The organism is Actinomycetospora sp. NBC_00405 (assembly GCF_036044095.1).
Lineage (GTDB): Bacteria > Actinomycetota > Actinomycetes > Mycobacteriales > Pseudonocardiaceae > Actinomycetospora > Actinomycetospora callitridis.
In genome coordinates, this window is sequence record NZ_CP107938.1 from 5,568,417 (window position 1) to 5,589,153 (window position 20,737).

The 20,737-nt window shown below is 75.5% G+C and carries 18 protein-coding genes; 12 read left to right on the plus strand and 6 right to left on the minus strand.

All coding sequences use genetic code 11. The features are described 5' to 3' along the window. The first annotated feature begins 34 nt into the window (after window positions 1–34). Window positions 35–1,024 carry a pirin family protein gene (locus OG774_RS27435; protein ID WP_328305493.1) on the plus strand — a complete coding sequence of 330 codons (990 nt, stop codon included), beginning with the start codon at window positions 35–37 and terminating at the stop codon, window positions 1,022–1,024. A 3-nt stretch (window positions 1,025–1,027) separates the two neighbouring features. On the opposite strand, the gene OG774_RS27440 is transcribed toward OG774_RS27435, so the two are convergent. Together OG774_RS27440 and OG774_RS27445 are read right to left on the minus strand one after the other, a co-directional pair. After that, window positions 1,028–1,354 carry a DoxX family protein gene (locus OG774_RS27440; RefSeq protein ID WP_328311182.1) on the minus strand — a complete coding sequence of 109 codons (327 nt, stop codon included), beginning with the start codon at window positions 1,352–1,354 and terminating at the stop codon, window positions 1,028–1,030. A gap of 78 nt (window positions 1,355–1,432) precedes the next feature. Then, on the minus strand, window positions 1,433–3,172 hold the full coding sequence (locus tag OG774_RS27445; protein ID WP_328311184.1) for a gamma-glutamyltransferase family protein: 1,740 nt from the start codon (window positions 3,170–3,172) through the stop codon (window positions 1,433–1,435). A 196-nt stretch (window positions 3,173–3,368) separates the two neighbouring features. Here OG774_RS27445 and OG774_RS27450 point away from each other — a divergent pair, with 196 nt between their 5' ends. The 7 genes from OG774_RS27450 (at window position 3,369) to nudC (ending at window position 11,172) form a co-directional block, all read left to right on the plus strand. After that, window positions 3,369–3,776 (plus strand): DoxX family protein, encoded by a 408-nt coding sequence (locus OG774_RS27450; protein WP_328305494.1) that lies wholly within the window; start codon window positions 3,369–3,371, stop codon window positions 3,774–3,776. Between the two features lie 74 nt (window positions 3,777–3,850). Beyond that, a complete protein-coding gene (locus OG774_RS27455; RefSeq protein WP_328305495.1) occupies window positions 3,851–5,245 on the plus strand; it encodes a M20/M25/M40 family metallo-hydrolase in 1,395 nt (464 codons plus the stop codon). Window positions 5,246–5,285: 40 nt separating this feature from the next. Then, entirely contained in the window at window positions 5,286–6,254 is a 969-nt protein-coding gene (locus OG774_RS27460) for an SDR family NAD(P)-dependent oxidoreductase (protein ID WP_328305496.1), read from the plus strand. Window positions 6,255–6,641: 387 nt separating this feature from the next. Beyond that, window positions 6,642–7,415, plus strand: coding sequence for a hypothetical protein (locus OG774_RS27465; RefSeq protein WP_328305497.1), 774 nt, complete (start codon window positions 6,642–6,644; stop codon window positions 7,413–7,415). 9 nt (window positions 7,416–7,424) lie between these two features. Further along, the gene (locus tag OG774_RS27470) at window positions 7,425–8,726 is read left to right on the plus strand and encodes a M16 family metallopeptidase (protein ID WP_328305498.1); all 1,302 of its coding nucleotides are present in this window, start codon (window positions 7,425–7,427) and stop codon (window positions 8,724–8,726) included. Next, entirely contained in the window at window positions 8,723–10,096 is a 1,374-nt protein-coding gene (locus OG774_RS27475; protein ID WP_328305499.1) for a M16 family metallopeptidase, read from the plus strand. The genes OG774_RS27470 and OG774_RS27475 overlap by 4 nt, the downstream gene beginning before the upstream one ends. Further along, a complete protein-coding gene (nudC, locus tag OG774_RS27480) occupies window positions 10,093–11,172 on the plus strand; it encodes an NAD(+) diphosphatase (RefSeq protein ID WP_328305500.1) in 1,080 nt (359 codons plus the stop codon). The genes OG774_RS27475 and nudC overlap by 4 nt, the downstream gene beginning before the upstream one ends. 173 nt (window positions 11,173–11,345) lie before the next feature. Here nudC and OG774_RS27485 read toward each other — a convergent pair whose 3' ends face one another. Both OG774_RS27485 and OG774_RS27490 read right to left on the minus strand, forming a co-directional pair. Continuing rightward, a complete protein-coding gene (locus tag OG774_RS27485; RefSeq protein WP_328305501.1) occupies window positions 11,346–11,591 on the minus strand; it encodes a mycoredoxin in 246 nt (81 codons plus the stop codon). A 37-nt stretch (window positions 11,592–11,628) separates the two neighbouring features. Next, window positions 11,629–14,958 (minus strand): bifunctional proline dehydrogenase/L-glutamate gamma-semialdehyde dehydrogenase, encoded by a 3,330-nt coding sequence (locus OG774_RS27490; RefSeq protein ID WP_328305502.1) that lies wholly within the window; start codon window positions 14,956–14,958, stop codon window positions 11,629–11,631. A gap of 94 nt (window positions 14,959–15,052) precedes the next feature. Here OG774_RS27490 and OG774_RS27495 point away from each other — a divergent pair, with 94 nt between their 5' ends. Continuing rightward, on the plus strand, window positions 15,053–15,769 hold the full coding sequence (locus tag OG774_RS27495; RefSeq protein WP_328305503.1) for a helix-turn-helix domain-containing protein: 717 nt from the start codon (window positions 15,053–15,055) through the stop codon (window positions 15,767–15,769). 3 nt (window positions 15,770–15,772) lie between these two features. On the opposite strand, the gene OG774_RS27500 is transcribed toward OG774_RS27495, so the two are convergent. Both OG774_RS27500 and OG774_RS27505 read right to left on the minus strand, forming a co-directional pair. Then, on the minus strand, window positions 15,773–16,612 hold the full coding sequence (locus tag OG774_RS27500) for an ABC transporter permease (protein ID WP_328305504.1): 840 nt from the start codon (window positions 16,610–16,612) through the stop codon (window positions 15,773–15,775). Next, a complete protein-coding gene (locus OG774_RS27505) occupies window positions 16,609–17,577 on the minus strand; it encodes an ATP-binding cassette domain-containing protein (protein WP_328305505.1) in 969 nt (322 codons plus the stop codon). The genes OG774_RS27500 and OG774_RS27505 overlap by 4 nt, the downstream gene beginning before the upstream one ends. A 102-nt stretch (window positions 17,578–17,679) precedes the next feature. On the opposite strand from OG774_RS27505, the gene OG774_RS27510 reads away from it, so the two are divergent. The 3 genes from OG774_RS27510 (at window position 17,680) to OG774_RS27520 (ending at window position 20,665) form a co-directional block, all read left to right on the plus strand. Then, a complete protein-coding gene (locus OG774_RS27510) occupies window positions 17,680–19,824 on the plus strand; it encodes an ATP-dependent DNA helicase UvrD2 (RefSeq protein WP_328305506.1) in 2,145 nt (714 codons plus the stop codon). A gap of 157 nt (window positions 19,825–19,981) precedes the next feature. Continuing rightward, the gene (locus tag OG774_RS27515; RefSeq protein WP_328305507.1) at window positions 19,982–20,179 is read left to right on the plus strand and encodes a hypothetical protein; all 198 of its coding nucleotides are present in this window, start codon (window positions 19,982–19,984) and stop codon (window positions 20,177–20,179) included. A 123-nt stretch (window positions 20,180–20,302) separates the two neighbouring features. Continuing rightward, entirely contained in the window at window positions 20,303–20,665 is a 363-nt protein-coding gene (locus OG774_RS27520; protein WP_442873919.1) for a WhiB family transcriptional regulator, read from the plus strand. Window positions 20,666–20,737 lie beyond the last annotated feature (72 nt).

Here is a 20,737-nt window from a genome sequence, read left to right on the forward strand (position 1 = left end):
CCGAGCAGTCGCCACCGAGGAGCAGAATCGAGGAGTGAGCAACACCGAGACCGCGCCCGCCGAGGTGCAGTGCGAGCCCGGTGGGTCGCCGGGGCGTGTCGAGGTCCTGACCCCGCGCGACGTGCCCCTCGGCGGGCCCCGCGCGATGACCGTGCGCCGCACCCTGCCCCAGCGGCAGCGCTCGCTGATCGGTGCCTGGTGCTTCGTCGACCACTACGGGCCCGACGACACCGCGAGCTCCGGCGGCATGGACGTCCCGCCCCACCCGCACACGGGGCTCGCGACGGTCAGCTGGCTGTTCACCGGCGAGGTCGAGCACCGCGACAGCCTCGGCACCCACGCGATGGTCCGCCCCGGCGAGCTCAACCTCATGACCGGCGGACACGGGGTCGCGCACTCCGAGGTCAGCACGCCGGACACCACCCTGCTGCACGGCGTGCAGCTCTGGGTCGCGCTGCCCGACGACGCCCGCGACCAGCCCCGCGACTTCGCCCACCACGTCCCCGCCGCGACGGATCTCGGAGGCGGCGCCGTCGCCCGCGTCTTCCTCGGCACGCTGGCCGGGTCGACGTCGCCGGTGGTCACCGCGACCCCGCTGCTCGGTGCGGAGCTGCTCCTCGACCCGGGCGTGCACGTCGAGCTCGCCGTCGACCCCACCTTCGAGCACGGCCTGCTCGTCGACCGCGGCCGCGCCACCCTCCAGGGACGCCCGGTGGAGCGCGCCGAGCTCGGCGTCGTCGACCCCGGCCCGTCGACGCTGGAGATCGTCGCGGGCGACGAGCCCGCCCGCCTCGTCCTGCTCGGCGGCCCACCCTTCGGCGAGCAGATCGTCATGTGGTGGAACTTCGTCGCCCGCACCCACGACGAGATCGTCGCCTTCCGCGCCGACTGGGAGGCCGGGAGCGAGCGGTTCGGGCAGGTCGAGGGCTACGTCGGCCGCGACGGCCGGCGCGGCGCCGACGCACGCCTCCCGGCGCCCGCCCTGCCGCACGCGACGATCAAGCCGCGCGGCAACCCGGCCTGAGCGTCAGCCGGCCTTACGCCGCACCCGCAGCGCGTGCGCGACCATCGGCGCCTGCAGCGGTAGGCGCCCGAACGCGATCGCGCGGTACGGCCAGGGCCGCCGGCGCCAGTCCCACGCCATCTGCACGTTCGCCGGCAAGACGGCGACGAACAGGGCGGCGGCCGCCAGCGCGCCGAGCCGGCGGGTGCGCGGTGCGGCGACGGCGGCGCCCACGGCGAGCTCGGCGACGCCGCTCGCGTAGGTCCAGAACCGTGCGGTGCCCGGCAGCCACGGCGGCACGATCGTGTCGAACGGCTGCGGCGCCACCCCGTGCAGCACGCCCATCGTCATCAGCCCGCCCGCGAGCACGGCGGTGGGAGCGGTCGATCGCGAACGGCGCACGCGCCGCACCCTGGCAGAACCGCCCCGTCAGCGCCCGACCGCGTAACCCTGCATGCCCCGGGGGTTCGCGGCGGCCCAGAGGAGTCCGCGGGCCCGGTCGATCCCGACGGCCGAGAGCCGGCCCAGCGACCACGGGCCGCTGCGGGTCACCCGGTGTCCGCGCCGCTCGAGGCCGTCGACGACGCCGTCGGGCAGGCGGTCCTCGACCACGGCGCCCCCCGGCGCGCGGCCCCGCGGCCAGAACGAGCTGGGCGACGACGTCGAGTGCAGGGCGGGCGCGTCGATCGCCTGCTGGGGGTCGTAGCCGCCGACGAGGGTGCGCAGCAGGTACAGGAGCTGCCACTGGTCCTGCTGGTCACCCCCGGGCGTCCCGAGCGCGGCGACGGGGCCGTCGTCGTCGAGCACGAGGGTGGGGGTGAGGGTGGTCCGCGGCCGGCGTCCCGGCGTCAGCGTCGACGGCAGGCCCTCCTGCAGCCAGCTCATCTGCAGCCGTGTGCCCAGGGCCATCCCGAGCTCGGGGATCGTCGGGGACGACTGCAGCCACCCGCCCGACGGGGTGGCCGAGACGATGTTGCCCGCGCGGTCGACGACGTCGAGGTGGCAGGTGTCGCCCTTCGTCTCGCCCGAGAGCACCACGGTGGGCTCGCCGATCGTGCCGTCCGAGGTCACCCGGGACGCCGAGTCGTCGACGGCGAGGTCGGCCAGCCGCGGCTCGCGGCCCCCGAGGCGCCCGGGGCGCAGGTCGGGCGAGGCGGTGTCGACGATGAGGGCGCGTCGCTCGGCGACGTAGGCGGGAGCCAGCAGGGCGGCGACGTCGAGGGGGTCGCCGGCGTCGCCGAACCACGCCTCGCGGTCCGCCATCGCGAGCTTGGTGGTCTCGAGCACGAGGTGCGCGCCGCGCTCGCTCGACGGGTCGAGCTCGGCGTCGTCGTAGCCGTCGAGGGCGGCCAGCGCGGCGAGCAGCGCCGGGCCCTGCCCCCAGGCGGGCGTCTTGGCGATCCGGCGGCTGCGGAATTCCCCGACGGCGGCGTCGACCACCCGCGCCCGGAAGCCGGCCGTGTCCGCGACGGTGAGCACGCCCACGTGGTCGGTGCCCGACGAGTGCCGGTGGGGCGTGCGGCACGACGCGGCCATCGCCTCGGCCACGAAGCCCTCGGCCCAGACGGTGCGCACCGCGTCGATCCGGGCGGCGCGGTCGGGGCCCTGCGCCGCGCCGGCGAGGCGTTCCAGCGTCTGCGCCCACGCCGGGTTGCGCAGGACCTCGCCCGCCCGCGGCGGCCGGCCACCGGGCAGCCACAGCGAGGCCGAGGTCGGCCAGTGCTCGCGGAAGAGGTCGGCGACCGCGGCGACGGTGCTCGCCAGCCGCGGGACGGCGGGCACCCCGTCGCGGGCGTAGCCGATCGCCGGCGCGAGCACGTCGCCGACCTCCCACGTGCCGTGGTCGCGCAGCAGCAGGAACCAGGCGTCGACGGCGCCGGGGATCGCCGCGGCCAGCGCGCCCGATCCCGGCACCCGGTCGAGACCCTGCGCGCGGTACGCCGCCGCGGACGCCCCGGCCGGGGCCGGGCCCTGGCCGTCGAGCACCCGGGGCGTCGGGTCGTCGGCGGTGGCGAACACGGCCGTCATGTCGCCGCCGGGCCCGTTGAGGTGCGGCTCCACGACGTGCAGCACGAACGCACCCGCGACGGCGGCGTCGAAGGCGGAGCCGCCGCGCTCGAGGATGCCCATCGCGGTGGCGGCGGCTGCCCAGTGGGTCCCCGCCGCCATCCCGACGGTGCCCTCCAGCACCGGTCGCGTGGTGAACTCCGGCGGCGGTGTCCATCCCGGGGGCGTCACCGTGTCAGCGAAGCCGATCCGACGGCGTCGACGGAAGAGGAGTACGAGATAGCAACGAGAAAGTATTGACGTAGGAGTGCATCCTGAGCCAGGCTTCTCCCATCGCACACGGCACCAGGAGGCCCCGATGACGACCACCGCTCCCGTCCCGAGCGCCGGCACCCGCTCCCGTCCCGCCACCATCGCGCTGTGGACGCTGCAGGTCCTGCTCGGCCTGATGTTCATCGTCGGGTCGGGCGCGCCGAAGCTCTTCGGCGAGGCCTACGCGGTGCAGATCTTCGAGGACCTCGGGACCGGCCAGTGGCTGCGGGTCGTCGTCGGCGTGCTCGAGGTCGCCGGCGGGATCGGGCTGCTCGTCCCGCGCCTGGCCGGGCTCGCCGCCTCCTGCCTGGTCGCGCTCATGGTCGGCGCCACGGTCTCGCAGCTGTTCTTCCTCAGCGAGGGCTTCTGGTACACGCCGGTGATCCTCGGTGTCCTGCTCGGCGTCGTCGCCTGGGTGCGCCGCGCCGAGATCCCCCGGGTGCTCGAGCGCTGAACCCCCTGGTCTCCCCGCCCGGTCGTCGCCCCCTGCGACGGCCGGGCGGTGTCGTGCGTGGCTAGCGTGGATCCATGACCAGCACCGAGGCCCGCGAGGTGGCCGCCCGCGTCGAGGCGTTCGTCGAGGATCTGCAGACCTGGCTGCGCATCCCGTCGATCTCCGCCGACCCCGGCCACCACGGCGACGTGGCCCGCTCCGCGGCGTGGCTCGCCGAGCGGCTGCGCGCCGAGGGCTGGCCGCAGGTCGAGGTGTGGGACGACACCGACGCGCTGCCGGCGGTCTTCGCGTCGTGGCCCGCCGCCGATCCGGCCGCACCCACCGTCCTCGTCTACGGCCACCACGACGTCCAGCCCGCGGATCTCTCCGACGGCTGGTCGTTCGCGCCGTTCGAGCCCGAGGTCGTGGGGGAGGAGCTGCGCGGGCGCGGTGCCTCCGACGACAAGGGGCACCTGGCGATGGTGCGGCTCGGCCTCGCCGCGCACCTCGCCGCGACGGGTGCCGACGGTCCCGCCGTGCACCTCAAGTTCCTGGCCGAGGGCGAGGAGGAGTCCGGCTCGGCGCACCTCGCGTCCCTGCTCACGGCGCACCGCGACGCGCTGGCCTGCGACGCGATCGTCGTCACCGACACCGGCATGGTCGGCCGCGACGCCCCGACCGTCTGCACCGGCATGCGCGGGATGGTCGACACCGAGATCGTCTTCCGCGGCGCCTCGGTCGACCTGCACTCGGGCCAGTTCGGCGGGGCCGTCCCGAACCCGGTCACCGAGCTCGCGCGCCTCGTCGCCGCGCTGCACGACGACCAGGGGCGCGTCCAGGTCCCGGGCTTCTACGACGACGTGCGCCCGCCCACGCAGACCGAGCGCGACGCCTGGGCCGCCCTGCCCTTCGACGAGTCGGCGTGGCTCGCCACCTCCGCCGCCGGCGCGCGCGGCACCGCCGGCGAGGCGGGCTGGACCACCTACGAGCGGCTCTGGGCGCGCCCGACCGCCGAGGTCAACGGCCTGCACGGCGGCTACGCCGGCCCCGGGCACAAGACGATCGTGCCGCACGCGGCGACCGCCAAGCTGACGTTCCGGCTGGTCGCCGACCAGGACCCGGCGCGCGTCCTCGCCGCTGTCCGCGACTTCGTCGCCGCGCACACCCCGGCCGGGATCGAGGCCGAGGTGTCGGCCACCGGCCCCGGCGTCGAGCCCTTGATCTGCGACGTCGACTCGGTGCTCGTCACCACGATCCGCGAGGCGATGGGCGCCGCGCTCGGCGCCGAGGTGCTGCCCGCGCGGGAGGGCGGCAGCGGCCCCGAGGCGCTCCTGTCGACCGAGCTCGCGGCCCCGCTGGCCTTCCTCGGCGTCATGCTGCCGTCCGACCGCATCCACGCCCCCGACGAGCGCGCGGTCCTGCCGCTCCTGCTCGCCGGCGCCGAGGCCACCGCCCACCTCTGGCGGCTGCTGGGGGAGCGCGGGGTCTGAGCTTGCGTTCGAGCGCGCTCGAAGTCCTAGCGTCCAACACATGACCACGGCACAGACCCCCATCGGATCCGGATTCGGCGCGGCGACCACCGCCCGCGAGGTGCTGGACGGCATCGACCTCACCGGCCGCCTCGCGGTCGTCACCGGCGGCTACTCGGGACTCGGCCTCGAGGCGACGCGCGCGCTCACCGCGGCCGGCGCCCACGTCGTCGTCCCCGCCCGCCGCCCGGACGCGGCGAAGGAAGCGCTCGACGGCATCGACGACGTCGAGCTCGCCACCCTCGACCTCGGTGACCTCGACAGCGTCGCCGCCTTCGCCCGCGACTTCCTGGACTCCGGGCGCGCGATCGACATGATGATCGACAACGCCGGGATCATGGCGACCCCGGAGACACGGGTGGGCCCGGGCTGGGAGGCCCAGTTCGCCACCAACCACCTCGGCCACTTCGCGCTGGTCAACCGGCTGTGGCCGGCGATCGAGCGCGGCCGCGACGCGCGGGTGGTGTCGGTGTCCTCGCGTGGCCACCACCGCTCGCCGGTGCGCTTCGACGACCTCGACTGGCGCGCCGAGCCCTACGACAAGTGGGCGGCCTACGGGCAGTCGAAGACCGCCAACGTCCTCTTCGCCGTGCAGCTCGACGCGCTCGCGGCCGACCGCGGCGTCCGCGCCTTCTCGCTGCACCCCGGCGGGATCATGACGCCGCTGCAGCGCCACCTGCCGCGCGAGGAGATGGTCGCGCTCGGGTGGCTCGACGAGAACGGCGACCCGACCCCCGAGGCGGCCGCAGGATTCAAGACCCCCGAGGCCGGGGCGGCCACCGAGGTCTGGGCGGCCACGTCGCCGCAGCTCGCCGGCAGCGGCGGGCTCTACCTCGAGGACTGCGAGGTCGCCGGGCTAACCCACGAACCCGGCGCCCACGGGGTCCGCGACTACGCCCTCGACGCCGACGCCGCGGCCCGTCTCTGGGCCGTCTCGGCCGAGCGGACGGGTGTGGACGCCTTCGCCTGACGGCTCGCGGCGCGGCCACCCGTGCCCGGTACGACGTCCACCGAAGGTGTGACGGTCACGGGCGGCGTGTCGGGTCGACGGGGGCGATCACCCGCCCGGCGCAGGAGGGCTCGTCGGCGGTCGCTCTCCGGCGCCGCGATGCGCCGGAATCTGCCGTGAACGGCGACTCAAGGTCCGATGCACGTGCCCGGATCGCGCTAGCAGACGCCGGATCGTGGACGTCGTGGATACCTCGATCGTGGGACGGCGGGAGGTGTTTGAATCCCGTTCGTGTCGTTCACGGGGACCACGGCGAGGTCGCATCTGGATCGTTCCCACCTGGTGCGGGGCGGGAGTCGATCAGCGCGCACCACGGTGCGCCGGGAACGGCGCGGTGCGGTCCTCGGCGTGCTCCTCGCGCTCGCCCTGGGTGCCGGGCTCGCGCTGTGGCTGATCCTCGCGGCGCACCCGGTCGGGGCTCGCGCGGAGGACGGTGCCGCCGGGGTCCCGGACACCCCGGCCGCCGTCGAGACCGTCGGTCCGGCGGTCGTCATCACCAGCAACTCCTGCATCGCCGACGACCCGCGCGACGTCGTCGCCGTCGAGGGCCCCGGTGGGCGGCGGCTCATGCCGCTCGACGGGTGCGGGACCCCCGTCGGCTCGAAGCTCACGGTCCGGATGGCGTTCGTCGGCACCGAGCCGGCTGCCGGTACGCCGGCCCGCGTGCTCGGCACCGGGTCCTCGGCGGCGCTCGCCGCGACCGAGCCCGCCGAGTCGCCGCTCACGGGCCGCCTGGCGATCCTGCTCACCGGCGTCGCCGGGCTCGGGATGCCCGGCCTGCTCGTCGCCGTGGTGCGCGAGCGCTCCCGCCGGCCCGCCGCCCGTACGACGGCCCCGCCGGCGCGCCCGACGCGGACCACCACGACCACGGCCGCCCCCCGCCCAGCTGTCGACCGGGCCGCCGACCGGGGCACCGTCCACCGCCCCGCGTCGCGTCCCGGCCGGTCGGCGAAGGCCGGACGGCCCGCCGCGCTCGACGCCGGGCGTCGCGTCCCGGCACCCCGCGGGGGCACCGCGCGCCGGGTCACCGCGAGCGGCGAGGGCCGCGCGCGGAGCCGGGGCACGGACCGGGGGACCGGCGGCGGGTCGCGTCGCCCGGCCGCCGGTCCGCACCGCCGTTAGGTTGGTCATGTGACCTCCAGCGCGACCGCCCCCGCACGGGGGCTGCACCGACGTGTGCTCGACAACGGGCTGCGCGTGCTCCTGGTGCCCGACCCGGCCGCCCCTGTCGTGGGCGTCGCCGTCCACGTGGACGTCGGCTTCCGCTCCGAGCCCGAGGGCCGCACCGGGTTCGCCCACCTCTTCGAGCACCTGATGTTCCAGGGCTCGGAGAGCCTCGAGAAGCTCGCCCACTTCCGGCACGTGCAGTCGTCGGGCGGGGTCTTCAACGGCTCGACGCACCAGGACTACACGAACTACTTCGAGGTCCTGCCGTCGGCGGCGCTGGAGCGGGCGCTGTTCCTCGAGGCCGACCGGCTGCGCGCCCCGCGCCTGACGCAGGAGAACCTGCGCAACCAGGTGGACGTGGTCAAGGAGGAGATCCGCCTCAACGTCCTCAACCGGCCCTACGGCGGCTTCCCCTGGATCCTGCTGCCGCCGGTGCTCTACGACACCTACCCGAACGCCCACAACGGGTACGGCGACTTCACCGACCTCGAGCAGGCCTCCCTCGACGACGCCGCCGCGTTCTTCGACGCCTACTACGCGCCGGGCAACGCGGTGCTCACCCTCGTCGGGGACCTCGACCCGGACGAGACGGCGGCGCTCGTCGACAAGCACTTCGGCGACATCCCCGCCCGCCCGGTGCCGACGCGCCCGAGCTTCGCCGAGTCCCCGCCCGACGGCGAGCGCCGGGAGTCGGTGGTCGACGTGAACGCCCCGCTGCCGGCCCTGGCCCTGGGGTACCGCCTGCCCGACCCGCAGGCCGACCTGTCCGGGTACCTCGCGCACGCCGTGCTGGCGAGCCTGCTCACCGACGGCGAGGCCGCGCGGCTGACCCAGCGCCTGGTGTACGGCGACGAGCTGGTCACCGACGTCTCCGCCTCCTGCGGGCTCATGGGCGCCCCGCTGGACGCCCGCGACCCCGACACGTTCACGATCACCGCCGTGCACCCCGGCACGGTCGACCCACAGCGGATCAGCGGCGCGGTCGACGACGAGCTCGCGACCCTCGCCGCCGACGGGCCCGACCCCGACGAGCTGCGCCGGATCACCGCCCGCTGGGCCTCCTCGCTGCACCGGGAGCACGACCGCCTGATGAGCCGCATGCTCGCCCTCGGTTCGGCCGAGCTGGTCCAGGGCCGCGCCGAGCTCGCCGACGAGCTGCCCGGCCTCATCGCCGCGGTCGAGCCGTCGGCCGTCGCGGCCGCCGCCGGGTCCCTGCGTCCCGACCAGCGCGCCGTCCTCACCGTCACGCCGGGAGGTGCGGCATGACCGAGCGCCGCAGCGCCGAGGAGATCGGCAGCACCCCCACGGGGCCCCGCGCCCTGCCCCCGCTGGGCCCGCAGCGCTCGGTGCCCGCGCCCGAGGAGGTCGACACCGTCCTCGGCTCGGGCCTGCGCGTCGTCGCCGTGCGTCGCCCCGACGTCCCGATGGTCGAGCTGCGCCTGCGGGTGCCGTTCGCCGACACCAGCGGACACGACGACTCGGCCCACGCCGCCGTCTCCGAGGTCCTCGCGACGACGATCCTGTCCGGCACCTCGACGCGCAGCCGCGTCGGCATCGACGACGACCTGGCCGGCGTCGGTGGCGAGATGGGGTTCTCCGTCGACCCCGAGCGCCTCTCGGTCTCCGGGCACGCGCTGGCCGACGGCCTCGACACCCTGCTCGACGTGCTCGCCGACCTCGTGCTCGCGGCGACGCACCCCGACGACGAGCTCGCCCGCGAGCGGGAGCGCCTCGTCGAGCGGATCGAGCTGGCGTCCGCGCAGCCGTCGGTGATCGCCCGCCGCGCGCTGCAGGAGCGCCGCTACGGCGCGCACCCGGTCACGCGCGAGATGCCTCGCCCCGAGGAGGTCACCGCGGTGACGGCCGACGCCGTGCGGTCGCTGCAGGCCTCGGCCCTGCTGCCCGGCGGCTCGGTGCTCGTGCTCGTCGGCGACCTCGACCCGACCGACGCCGTCGCGCGCGTGGACAAGGCGCTCGCGGGCTGGTCGGGCGGGCAGGCCGCCCCGTTGCCGGCGCTGCCGGAGCTCCGGGCCCGCGACCTGCTGCTCGTCGACCGGCCGGGCGCCGTGCAGTCGCAGCTGAGGCTCTCCGCGCCGGCGGTCGGGCGAACCGACGCGCGCTATCCGGCGCTGCAGCTGGCGAACCTGGCGCTCGGCGGCTACTTCTCGTCGCGCCTGGTGGAGAACCTGCGCGAGGACAAGGGCTACACCTACCACGCGTCGTCGAGCCTCGAGCTCGATCCGCACGGCGCGGTGCTGGCGGTGGAGACCGACGTCGCTTCCGAGGTCACCGCCCCGGCGCTGCTCGAGGCGCGCTACGAGCTGGGCCGGCTCGCGGTGGTGCCGCCGACCGACGACGAGGTCGAGTCGGCGCGGCGCTACCTCGTGGGCTCGCTGCTGATCTCGATGACGACCCAGGCCGGCTACGCCTCGACGGTCGCGGCGCTCGCCGCGCACGGGCTCTCGTCGGCGTGGGTGCGCGAGCACCCGGCGCGCCTCGAGGCCGTCACCACCGACGAGGTCGCGGCGGCCGCGGCGGAGTTCTTCGCGCCGACGAGGTTCACCGGGGTCGTGGTGGCCGACGCCGCGCGGACCGGTCCCGGGCTCCGCGCCCTCGGTGGAGTGGAGATTCCGTGACGTCAGGGACCGCGGGGCCCGACCTGCGGGCCGCCTTCCACCTCGACGAGGACCCGTCGCTGTCGCGCTCGACGGTGGACCGCCGCGAGCAGCTGCGCGTCGACCCCGCGCACAGCCGCGCGCTGTGGCCCGCCGCCCGCGTCGTGCTCGTCGACCCGCACGGCCGGACACCGGTCGAGCGGGGCGAGGGCGGTGCCGTGACGCTGCTGATGGCGCCGACCAGCACCCTCGGCGACGAGACGCCCGACGACGCCGTGCTGCTCGGCGAGGAGGACGGGACGGCGTACTGGGCCGTCCGCGTGCCCGACCCGGCCGAGGCGCACGCGAACGACGCGGGCTCGGGCTTCATGACCGCCGAGCAGTGGGCGCGCGCGGGCGGGGGCCCGGACCACGAGAACTGGACCGACCTACGCACATCGGGCGCCGACCTCGACGCGCGGGGCGCCGGCCTGCTCACCACCGCGGTGGCCCTGCTCAACTGGCACGACCGCAGCCGCTTCTGCGCCCGCGACGGGTCGGAGATGTACGCGGTCAAGGCGGGCTGGGCGCGCCTGTGCGCCGCGCACGGGCACGAGGAGTACCCGCGCACCGACCCGTCGATGATCTGCCTGGTGCACGACGGAGCCGACCAGGTGCTGCTCGCGCGCCAGCCGATCTGGCCGGCGGGGCGCTACTCGGTGCTCGCCGGCTTCGTCGAGGCCGGTGAGTCACTGGAGGCGTGCGTCGCGCGCGAGTGTGCCGAGGAGGTCGGCGTGGATGTCCACACGATCTCGTACCTCGGGTCGCAGCCCTGGCCGTTCCCGCGCTCGCTGATGATCGGCTTCTCGGCCGTCGCCGACCCCGACCAGCCGATCAGGCTGCAGGAGGGCGAGATCGAGGGTGCCCGCTGGGTCACCCGCGCCGAGCTCCGCGAGGCCCTCGATGCGGGGGAGTGGTCGCATCGGGACGGGAGCTCTCGCGGCGCCCAGGGCGTCGGCGGCACGGCGTTCGAGGCGGGCGCCGGGCGCGAGCTCATCCTGCCCGGCGGCGTCTCCATCGCCCGCGCCATGCTCGAGGCCTGGGCCGCCGCGGGCTGACGTGGGTTTTCGCAGCGAACGCCCTATCTGCGTGCTCAGCTGGATGTTCGCTGCTTCTACGCGCGCGAAGTCCCCGTTCGCGTCGCGGGGCGCCGACGCCCGGACGCAACGAACGCGCCGTTCGCTGCGTCTAGCGCAGCGAACAGCGCGTTCGTTCCAAACAGGTCAGACGCTCAGGACGCGGCCTCGACGCGCGCCAGCGTCTCCTTGACGTCGGCGAAGCTGGGGTTCGTCGCCGCGCTGCCGTCGGGGTAGACGACCGTCGGCACGGTGCGGTTGCCGCCGTTGACCTTGGTGACGATCTCGGCGGCGTCCGGGACGCGCTCGATGTCGACCTCCTCGTACCCGATGCCCTCGCGGTCGAGCTGGGTCTTGAGGCGCCGACAGAACCCGCACCAGCTGGTCGTGTACATCGTCATCTGTGCCACGCCCGGTGCAACGCGTCGAGGGCCGGATTCAGTCCTCGACGTGACCGAAGCGGTGCCGCGTACGGCTGATCGCCTGCTCACGCAGCACCGTGAGCATCTCGCGCCGCCCGTCGGCCACCACCGGGGCGTCGACGAGGGACGCGCCGACCGAGGCCGCGGCCCACTGGTGGCCGGCGGGCACCGTCCCCACCACCCGCAGCCGCTCGCCCGCCTCGGGTGGGCCCGCGAACTCCGTCACCGGCACCCCGGCGCACGCCGCCGCGAGGCGGACCCGCAGCACGTCTCGCGCGGTGGCGTCAGAGCCGATCACGAGCCGCAGCGCGGGCAGCGGCCGGTAGCGGAAGACGTTGGCCTCGGCGCGCAGGCCCGTCGGGTCGTGCTCGACGGAGAACTCGTCCCGCCAGGCGGCGGCGTCCGACCCGGCGGCGGCGCGCAGCCACGCGAGGTCCTCGGCGCCCCAGCGCGGCGCCTCGTCCGCCAACAGCTCCGCCACCGGCGGCGCGAGCGGCGCCGAGGGGAGCTCCTCGACCGGGCCGTCGTGCCACGTCCCGAACTGGGCGACGTAGTTCGGGCCGCCGGGCTTCGCGCCCGGCCCCACCACGGAGCCCTTCCAGCCGCCGAACGACTGGCGCTGCACGATCGCGCCCGTGATGTGGCGGTTGACGTAGGCGTTGCCGACCTCGACGTGCTCGCTCCAGTGGGCGATCTCGTCCGGGTCGAGGGCGTGCAGGCCGCCGGTGAGCCCGTAGCCCGTCGCGTTCTGCAGCGCGATCGCCTCGTCGAGGTCCGCCGCGTGCATGAGGCCGAGCACCGGCCCGAAGCACTCGGTGACGTGGAACCACGAGCCGGGCGCCACCGGCGCCTTCACCCCCGGTGTCCAGAGCGACGCGCTGAGCCTGCGGGGCTCGACCAGCCACGTCTCGCCCCGGTCGAGGCGGGTCAACGCCCGCTCGAGCTTCTCGTCCGGCGGCCCGATGAGGGGGCCCATCGTCGTCGACGGGTCGCTGCCGTGCCCGACGCGCAGGGTGCGGACGGCGTCGGCGAGCTGGCGGTGGAACCGCGACCCAGCCGCCGTGCGTGGCGACCGCATCGAGCCGACGAGGATCGCGAGCGACGCCGCCGAGCACTTCTGCCCGGCGTGCCCGAACGCCGAGCGCACGAGGTCGGCGACGGCGAGGTCCGGGTCGGCGCTGGGCATGATGACCAGCGCGTTCTTGCCGCTGGTCTCGGCGACCAGGCGCAGGTCGGGGCGCCACGACCGGAACAGCTCCGCGGTCTGCGACGCCCCGGTGAGCACCACGTGGTCGACGGCCGGGTGTGTGACCAGCCGTCGCCCGGCGTCCCCCTCGTCGGTGTGCACGAGCTGCAGGGCGTCGGCCGGGATGCCGCCGCGGTGCAGGGCGGCGACACCGACCTCGGCGCAGGCCCGTACCTGAGGCGCCGGCTTGATCACCACCGACGCCCCGGCGGCCAGGGCCGCGACGCAGCCGCCGAGCGGGATGGCGATCGGGAAGTTCCAGGGCGGGGTCACGACGACGACCCGGTCCGGGGTGAACGGCGCGCCCTCCAGCTCTTCGGCCCGGTCCGCGTAGTACGCCGCGAAGTCGATCGCCTCGGAGATCTCCGGGTCCGCCTCGGCGATCGTCTTGCCGGCCTCGTCGACCATCACGGTGAGCAGGTCCCCGCGCGCCGCGGCGAGGGCGCGGGCGGCCTCGCGGAGAACCGCGGCCCGCTCCGAACCCGATCGCCGGCCCCACGACGAGGCGGTGGCCCGGTCGACCACCGCGTCCACGGCGTCCGGGTCGGTCAGCTCGGGCTCGCGCACCCCCGGCCCTGGGGCGGCGATCGCCCGCAGCGCCCACTCGCGGTTCGCGGCCAGCGAGGGGTCGGTGTCGGGCTCGTTGACGAAATGCTTCGCTCGTGACTGATTCGGGTCGCCAGGACGACCCGGATCACTCACGTGCGCGGAGCGCCTCGGCGTCGCCGGCACCGCATCGCGGTCGCGCACCGAGGCCCGGAAGCGGTCGGTGTAGGAGGCGGGCCCGGCGTCGGAGAACAGCGCGTAGAGGTAGTTCTCCGGCGAGGCGTTCTCCTCGAGCCGGCGCACGAGGTAGGAGACGGCGGCGTCGAAGTCGCCGGTGTGCACCACCGGCGTGTAGAGCACGAGCTGCTCCCGGACGTCGCGCGCCACTACCTTCGCCTGCGCCGGCGCCATGCCCTGCAGCATCTCGACGTCGATCTGGCGCTCGGCGTCGCGGGCGGCGGCGAGCTCGACGGCCAGCGCGACGTGGTGGAGGTGGTGGCTGGCGACGCCGAGGCGCAGCGCGTCGACGAGGTCGCCCCCGATCGCCCGGTCGAGCAGGCGCACGTAGTTCGCGTCGACCTCGGCCTTCGTCGTGTACGGCGCCTGCGGCCAGTCGTGCACCTCGGCGTCGACCTTCTCCATGGCGAGGTTCGCGCCCTTGACCAGCCGGACCTTGATCGGCGCGCCCCCCGCCGCGACCCGGCGGCGGGCGAACGCGGCCAGCTCCTCCAGGGCGCCGAGGGCGTCGGGGAGGTAGGCCTGCAGCACGATCCCGGCCTCCAGCCCGGTGAACTCCGGGCGGTCCAGCAGGGCCGTGAACAGGGCGACGGTGAGGTCGAGGTCCTTGTACTCCTCCATGTCGAGGTTCACGAAGGAGCCGGTCTCGCGCGCGAGCCGGAACAGCGGGGTCAGGCGCTCGACGAGCCGGTCGCGGCTGCCCTCGAGGTCCCACGGCACGAGCTGGCTCGCCACCGACGACGCCTTCACCGAGACGTAGTCGACGTCGCCGCGGCGCAACAGGTCCATCGTGCGGGCGAGCCGACGGTCCGCCTCCTCCTCGCCGAGCACCGCCTCGCCGAGCAGGTTGAGGTTCAGCCGGAAGCCCTCGGCGCGGGCCTCCTCCAGGCGGCGCTCCAGCCCGCGGCCGTCGGCGTCGACGATCAGGTGGCCGACGAGGGCCCGGAGCCGGCGCCGCGCGAGCGGCACCACGACCCGGGGTGCCCGCGGAGCGAGCCTCGCTCCGGTGCGCAGCAGCGCCCGGTCGGCCCCGCCGATGAAGTCCGGCAGCGGCGCGTCCGGGCCGGCCAGGCGCGCGAGCTCCCGGGCCGCGACGTGGTCGTCGGCCGGGCGGGCGACGCGGTCGACGAAGCGCAGGGTGAAGTCGACCCCGGTCGGGTCGTGCATGAGGGCGGCGAGCTGCGCCGAGGCTCCGGTGGCCCCCCCGACGGCGCCGGCCCGCGCCCACTGGTCGGCCCGGGCGACGGCCCGCTCGACGAGCTCGTCGGGGATACCGCCGGCGGCCCCGTGGGTGGTCGGCGCGAGCTGCTCGGTCATGGCTCCATCGTGGCCCGATCCGCCGTCGGGGTCTTGTCCGGATTCGACGGCCCCGGCGCCGGATCGACACCACGCGCCGGGGCATCCTCGGGCCGTGCCCACCCCGCCGGGAGTCGACGCGCTGCTCGAGCTCTTCGCCGAGCTCACCGGCGTGATGTTCTGCGCCAAGGACGCCGACGGCCGCTACACCGAGGTCAACGACGCCTTCGTGCGGCGCACCCGGGAGCGCACCCGCGCGGCGGTGCTGGGCCGGCGGGCGCGCGACCTGTTCGTCCCGGCCCTCGCCGAGCGCTACGAGGAGCAGGACGCGGCCGTGCTGGCCTCCGGGCGCCCGCTGCGCCACGAGCTCGAGCTCATCCGCCGCGGGAACGGCGTCGCCGGCTGGTACGTGACGACGAAGCTCCCCGTGCACGACAGCGAGGCCGGCGACACCGTGGTCGGCGTCGTCAGCGTCTCCGAGGATCTCCGCGCCCCCGAGGACTCCGACCCGTCCCTGCCCGCCCTCGCCCGCGCCGTCGAGCTCGTCGCGAGCCGCCCCGACCGTCCGCCGCGGGTGGAGGAGATGGCCCTGGCGGCGGGCTGCTCGACCTCGGTGCTCGAGCGGCGGATGCGGCGGGTGTTCGGCCTCGCGCCCACGCAGTTCGTGCTGCGCACGCGCATCGACCACGCCCGTGCCCTGCTCACGGGCACCGCCACCCCGCTGGCCGAGATCGCCGCCGCCTGCGGCTTCCACGATCAGCCGGCCTTCACCCGGCAGTTCGCCCGCCTCGCCGGCGAGACGCCGGGCCAGTACCGGCGCCGGGCTCGGTAGGGCTCAGACGCGCGTGCGGAGCGCCCAGACCGCGAGCGGCCCGAACACCGCCGCGAAGGCCACGCCCCAGAGCAGCGTGGCGACGGCGTTGGCCGCCACCGGCCCGCCGACCAGGAGCCCGCGCAGAGCGTCGGCCAGCCGCGTCACGGGGTTGATCGACACCCAGGCCTGCAACCAGTCCGGCATCGTCTGGGTGGGCGCGAAGGCGTTGCTCGCGAAGGTCAGCGGGAACAGCACGGTGAACCCGTAGATCTGCACCTTCTCCGGATCGCGCGCCAGGACCCCGAGCAGCACCGAGGTCCACGAGAACGCGACGGTGAACGCGACGAGCAGCCCGAACGCGGCGAGCACCGCGAGCGGGCTGGTGGTGATGCGGAACCCGAGCACCACCCCGACCGCGAGCAGCACCACCAGCGACCAGAGCTGGCGCACCACGTCGCCCATGATCCGTCCGGACAGCGGTGCCGACCGGGCGATCGGCAGGCTGCGGAAGCGGTCGAAGGTGCCCTTCTGCAGGTCGGTGGCCAGCCCGGTCGCCGTGTAGACGGTGAGGAACAGCGCGTTCTGCGCGATCAGCCCGCCGAGCGAGAACTGCAGGTAGGCGTCGGTGGAGCCGCCGATCGCCCCGCCGAACACGAACGTGAACAGCAGCACGAACATAATCGGCTGGATCGACAGGTCGAGCAGCTCGGAGGGGTTGTGCTTGATCTGGACGAGGCTGCGCCAGGCCATGGTGAGCGACTGGCTCGCCCACTGGGCGGGTGTCGCGTGCCGGGGCGGGGGCGGCGGCGCGGCGGGGAGGTCGGCGGCGGGCGGCCCCGCCAGCGTGCGGTCGAGGGTCACACCAGCTCCCGGTCGGTCGTGCTGTCGGAGTCGTCGACCGCGCGGCGGCCGGTGAGCGCGAGGAAGACCTCGTCGAGGGTGGCCCGCCGCAGCGTCAGCTCGGCGAGGCGCACGCCGACGTCGTCGAGGCGGCGGACGACGGCGGGCATGAGCGCGTCGTCGCTCGCAGGGACCGAGACCGTGTCCTGGTCGACCGTCGGTGTGCTGCCGGCGAGCTCGCCCGCGATCCGCGTCACGACCGCCACCTGCCCGGCGTCGGTGGGGCGCATCTGCAGGACGGTGGCCCCGGCGCGGGCCTTGAGGTCGTCGGGGGTGCCGGTGGCGACCACCGCGCCGTGGTCGATGACGACGATGTCGTCGGCGAGCTGATCGGCCTCCTCGAGGTACTGCGTGGTGAGCAGCACCGTCACGCCGTCGTCGGTGAGCCTGCGGACCATGCCCCACAGCTCGTTGCGGCTGGCCGGGTCGAGCCCGGTGGTGGGCTCGTCGAGGAAGAGGATGCGGGGGCGCCCGACCAGCGACGCCGCGAGGTCGAGCCGGCGGCGCATGCCCCCGGAGTAGGTGCGCGCGGCGCGCCCGGCCGCGTCGCCGAGCCCGAACTGCCCGAGGAGATCGGCGGCCCGGGCCTTCGCCGCGGCGCGCCCCTGCCCGAGGAGCCGGGCGATGAGCACGAGGTTCTCGGTGCCGGTGAGCGCCTCGTCGACCCCCGCGTACTGCCCCGTGAGCCCGATGAGCGAGCGCACGCGGTGCGGCTCGGTGATCACGTCGTAGCCGCCGACGACGGCACGCCCCTCGTCCGGCGCGAGCAGCGTGGCGAGCACCCGGGTCGCGGTGGTCTTGCCGGCGCCGTTGGGCCCCAGCACCCCCAGCACGGTGCCCTCGGCGGCGGAGAGGCTCGCGCCCGCGAGCGCGGTGGTGGCGCCGAAGCGCTTGACGAGACCGTCGGCCTCGATGGCAGGTGGCACTCCACCACCGTGTCAGAGGGGTCCGACAGCCGTCGTGGAGATTTCGGACCCAGCAGCTGATCCGGCCGGTCCCGCCCCCGGCCGTCGGCGGGGGTTGAGAGCATGAGCCTCGTGGGCGGTACAGCGGGCAGCGGCGAGGACGGGGCGGGGTCGGACGCGGTGGCGGGGCTCGACCCCGAGCAGCGTGCGGCGGTGCTCGCGCCGCGGGGCCCGGTGTGCGTGCTGGCCGGGGCCGGGACGGGCAAGACCCGGACGATCACCCGCCGCATCGCGCACCTGGTCGGCAGCGGTCACGTCTCCTCCGGCCAGGTCCTCGCGGTGACGTTCACGGCCCGCGCGGCCGGCGAGATGCGCACGCGGCTGCGCGCGCTGGGCGTCGACGGGCCGGGCCGCCCGCCGGTCCAGGCGCGCACCTTCCACGCCGCGGCGCTGCGCCAGCTGCGCTACTTCTGGCCGCGCGTGGTCGGCGGGTCGCCGTGGGAGGTGCTCGAGGGCAAGCTGCGCTTCGTCGGGCAGGCCGCCCAGCGCACCGGGGCGCCGACCACCCGCGAGTCGCTGCGCGACCTCGCCGGCGAGATCGAGTGGGCCAAGGCCTCGCTGGTGGCCCCGGACGACTACGCGGCGGCGGCCGCCCGGGTTGCCCGCGACGTCCCGGGCCCGGTCGAGCAGGTCGCGAAGGTCTACGAGACCTACGAGACGCTGAAGAACCGCGCCGAGCAGCTCGACTTCGACGACCTCCTGCTCCACACGTCCGCGGCGCTCGAGGAGCACCCGGAGGTCGCCCACGAGTTCCACGAGCGCTACCGCTGCTTCGTGGTCGACGAGTTCCAGGACGTCACCCCGGCCCAGCACCGCCTGCTGCGGGCCTGGCTCGGCGGGCGCGACGACCTGACCGTGGTCGGCGACGCGAACCAGACGATCTACTCGTTCGCCGGCGCCAGCCCGTCCTACCTGCTCGATTTCCCGCGCGTCTTCCCCGAGGCGACGGTCGTGCGCCTCGTACGCGACTACCGCTCCACCCCGCAGGTCGTCTCGGCGGCCAACACCGTCATCGGGGCGGCCCGGGGGCGCGCCGCCGGATCGCGCCTGCGCCTCGAGGGGCAGCGCCCGCCCGGCCCGGAGCCCGACTTCGCCGAGCACGACGACGAGCCCGCCGAGGCCACGGCGGTCGCGGCCGCGATCGCCGAGCTGGTCGAGCAGGGCATCCCGCCGGCCGAGATCGCCGTGCTCTACCGCGTGAACGCCCAGTCCGAGGCCTACGAGAAGGCGCTCGGCGACGCCGGGATCGCCTACCAGGTGCGCGGCGGCGAGCGCTTCTTCCAGCGCACCGAGGTCCGCAACGCGATCGCCGCCCTGCGCACCGCCGCGACGCGCGCCCCGGACGACGCCACCGGCGACAACATGGTGTCGCTGGTGCGCGCGGTCCTGGGCGAGCAGGGGCTGACCGAGGCCCCGCCCGCCGGGTCCGCGGGCGAGGGTGCCGCCCGCCAGCGCTGGGAGTCGCTGCGCGCGCTGGCCGAGCTCGCCGAGGAGCTCGTCACCACCGTCCCGGAGGCCGACCTCGGCGCCTTCCTCACCGAGCTGAACGCCCGCGCGCAGGCCCAGCACCCGCCGACCGTGCAGGGCGTGACGCTCGCGTCCCTGCACGCCGCGAAGGGCCTCGAGTGGGACGCCGTGTTCCTCGTCGGGCTCACCGACGGCACGATGCCCATCCAGCACGCGGACGGCGACGACGACGCGGTCGAGGAGGAGCGCCGGCTGTTCTACGTCGGCGTCACCCGTGCCCGCGTGCACCTCCGCTTGTCCTGGGCGCTGTCGCGCAACGCCGGGGGACGGCGCTCACGGCGCCGCAGCCGCTTCCTCTACGGCCTCGTGCCCGAGGAGCACCCGGCCGCCCGGGTGCCCACCGGCCGCGGCGAGAACGGCGGCTCGCGGGGCAAGCCGACCTGCCGGCTCTGCGGCAAGCCGTTGCCGGACCCCGCGTCCGCGAAGCTCGGGCGCTGCAGCACCCATCCGTCGGACGTCGACGAGGAGCTCCTCGAGGCACTCCGGACGTGGCGCTCCGCGGAGGCGAAGTCCCGGTCCGTGCCCGCCTACGTGGTGTTCACCGACGCCACGCTCATCGCGCTCGCCGAGCAGCGGCCCGCCGACCCGTCGGGGCTCGTGGGCATCCCCGGGATCGGCTCGTCGAAGCTCGAGCGGTACGGCACCGAGGTGCTCACCCTGCTGCGGGAGCACGCCTCGTAGGAGGCCGTCGGTGCCCGGTCCGGCGATCGCCGGAAAAGTTCTCGAAAATACGTTGCCCTCCCGCGCGGGACCGCCCTACGGTCGATCACACACCGGCGCACGAGGCTGCCGGTCGGGCGGTTCGCCGCACGTGGGACACCGAAGGGGGCTCGCAGACATGGACATCGTCACCATCGCGGGCACCGGTCGCCACGTCGCGAGCTGGCGTTGCTCCACGGCCTTGATGCCCTCGGGCATCGCCGTGTGCGGGCCGAGGGGACAGCAGCAGCGTCCCGTCGTGCGTGAGCGCGATCTCGCGAACCTCCCGACCTTCGACCCGCAGCGGACGTCCGCGCCCCGTCGGTGGGGCCCCTGACCTTCAGGACCCACCGGAACACACGAGGCCGCGGACCCGCTCCAGGGACCGCGGCCTTCGTCGTCTGTCGATGACACCTCCGCGGCTCCCGGCCCCGCCGACCCGCCCACCGGAGGTAGCACCGTGTCCCCCGCCGGACTACTCGAACGCCCGACCGCCCCCGACCCCGGTCCCGGGTTCCCCGACCTCTTCGACGCCCTGACCTCCGTCGAGCTCCCCTGCCGGCTCGCCGAGGAGGACCTCTGGTTCTCCGAGGCACCGGCCGACCTCGAGCGGGCCAAGGGCCTCTGCGGTGCCTGCCCGATCCGGCGGGCGTGCCTCGCCGGCGCGCTCGAGCGGCGGGAGTACTGCGGGGTGTGGGGTGGGGAGATCTTCGACCGGGGTGCCGTGATCGCCCGGAAGCGGCCCCGGGGCCGGCCGTCCAAGGCCGACCTCGCCCGGGACGCGGAGCTCGCCGCCGCCCGCGCCGCGATCGGGGTCGCCTGACCCCACCCGGCCGCGAGCGAGGGTCACCCTGGATGCCCCCGAGGCAGCGAGGGTGACCCTCGCTCCGCGCAC

Bases quoted from the DNA above. Each gene is read 5' to 3' on its own strand.
- OG774_RS27450 (WP_328305494.1), top strand. From the start codon at position 3,369: ATGACGACCACCGCTCCCGTCCCGAGCGCCGGCACCCGCTCCCGTCCC.
- OG774_RS27490 (WP_328305502.1), bottom strand. From the start codon at position 14,958: ATGACCGAGCAGCTCGCGCCGACCACCCACGGGGCCGCCGGCGGTATC.
- OG774_RS27515 (WP_328305507.1), top strand. From the start codon at position 19,982: ATGGACATCGTCACCATCGCGGGCACCGGTCGCCACGTCGCGAGCTGG.
- OG774_RS27455 (WP_328305495.1), top strand. From the start codon at position 3,851: ATGACCAGCACCGAGGCCCGCGAGGTGGCCGCCCGCGTCGAGGCGTTC.
- OG774_RS27475 (WP_328305499.1), top strand. From the start codon at position 8,723: ATGACCGAGCGCCGCAGCGCCGAGGAGATCGGCAGCACCCCCACGGGG.
- OG774_RS27510 (WP_328305506.1), top strand. From the start codon at position 17,680: ATGAGCCTCGTGGGCGGTACAGCGGGCAGCGGCGAGGACGGGGCGGGG.
- OG774_RS27485 (WP_328305501.1), bottom strand. From the start codon at position 11,591: ATGACGATGTACACGACCAGCTGGTGCGGGTTCTGTCGGCGCCTCAAG.
- OG774_RS27440 (WP_328311182.1), bottom strand. From the start codon at position 1,354: ATGACGATGGGCGTGCTGCACGGGGTGGCGCCGCAGCCGTTCGACACG.
- OG774_RS27460 (WP_328305496.1), top strand. From the start codon at position 5,286: ATGACCACGGCACAGACCCCCATCGGATCCGGATTCGGCGCGGCGACC.
- OG774_RS27445 (WP_328311184.1), bottom strand. From the start codon at position 3,172: ATGGCGGCGGGGACCCACTGGGCAGCCGCCGCCACCGCGATGGGCATC.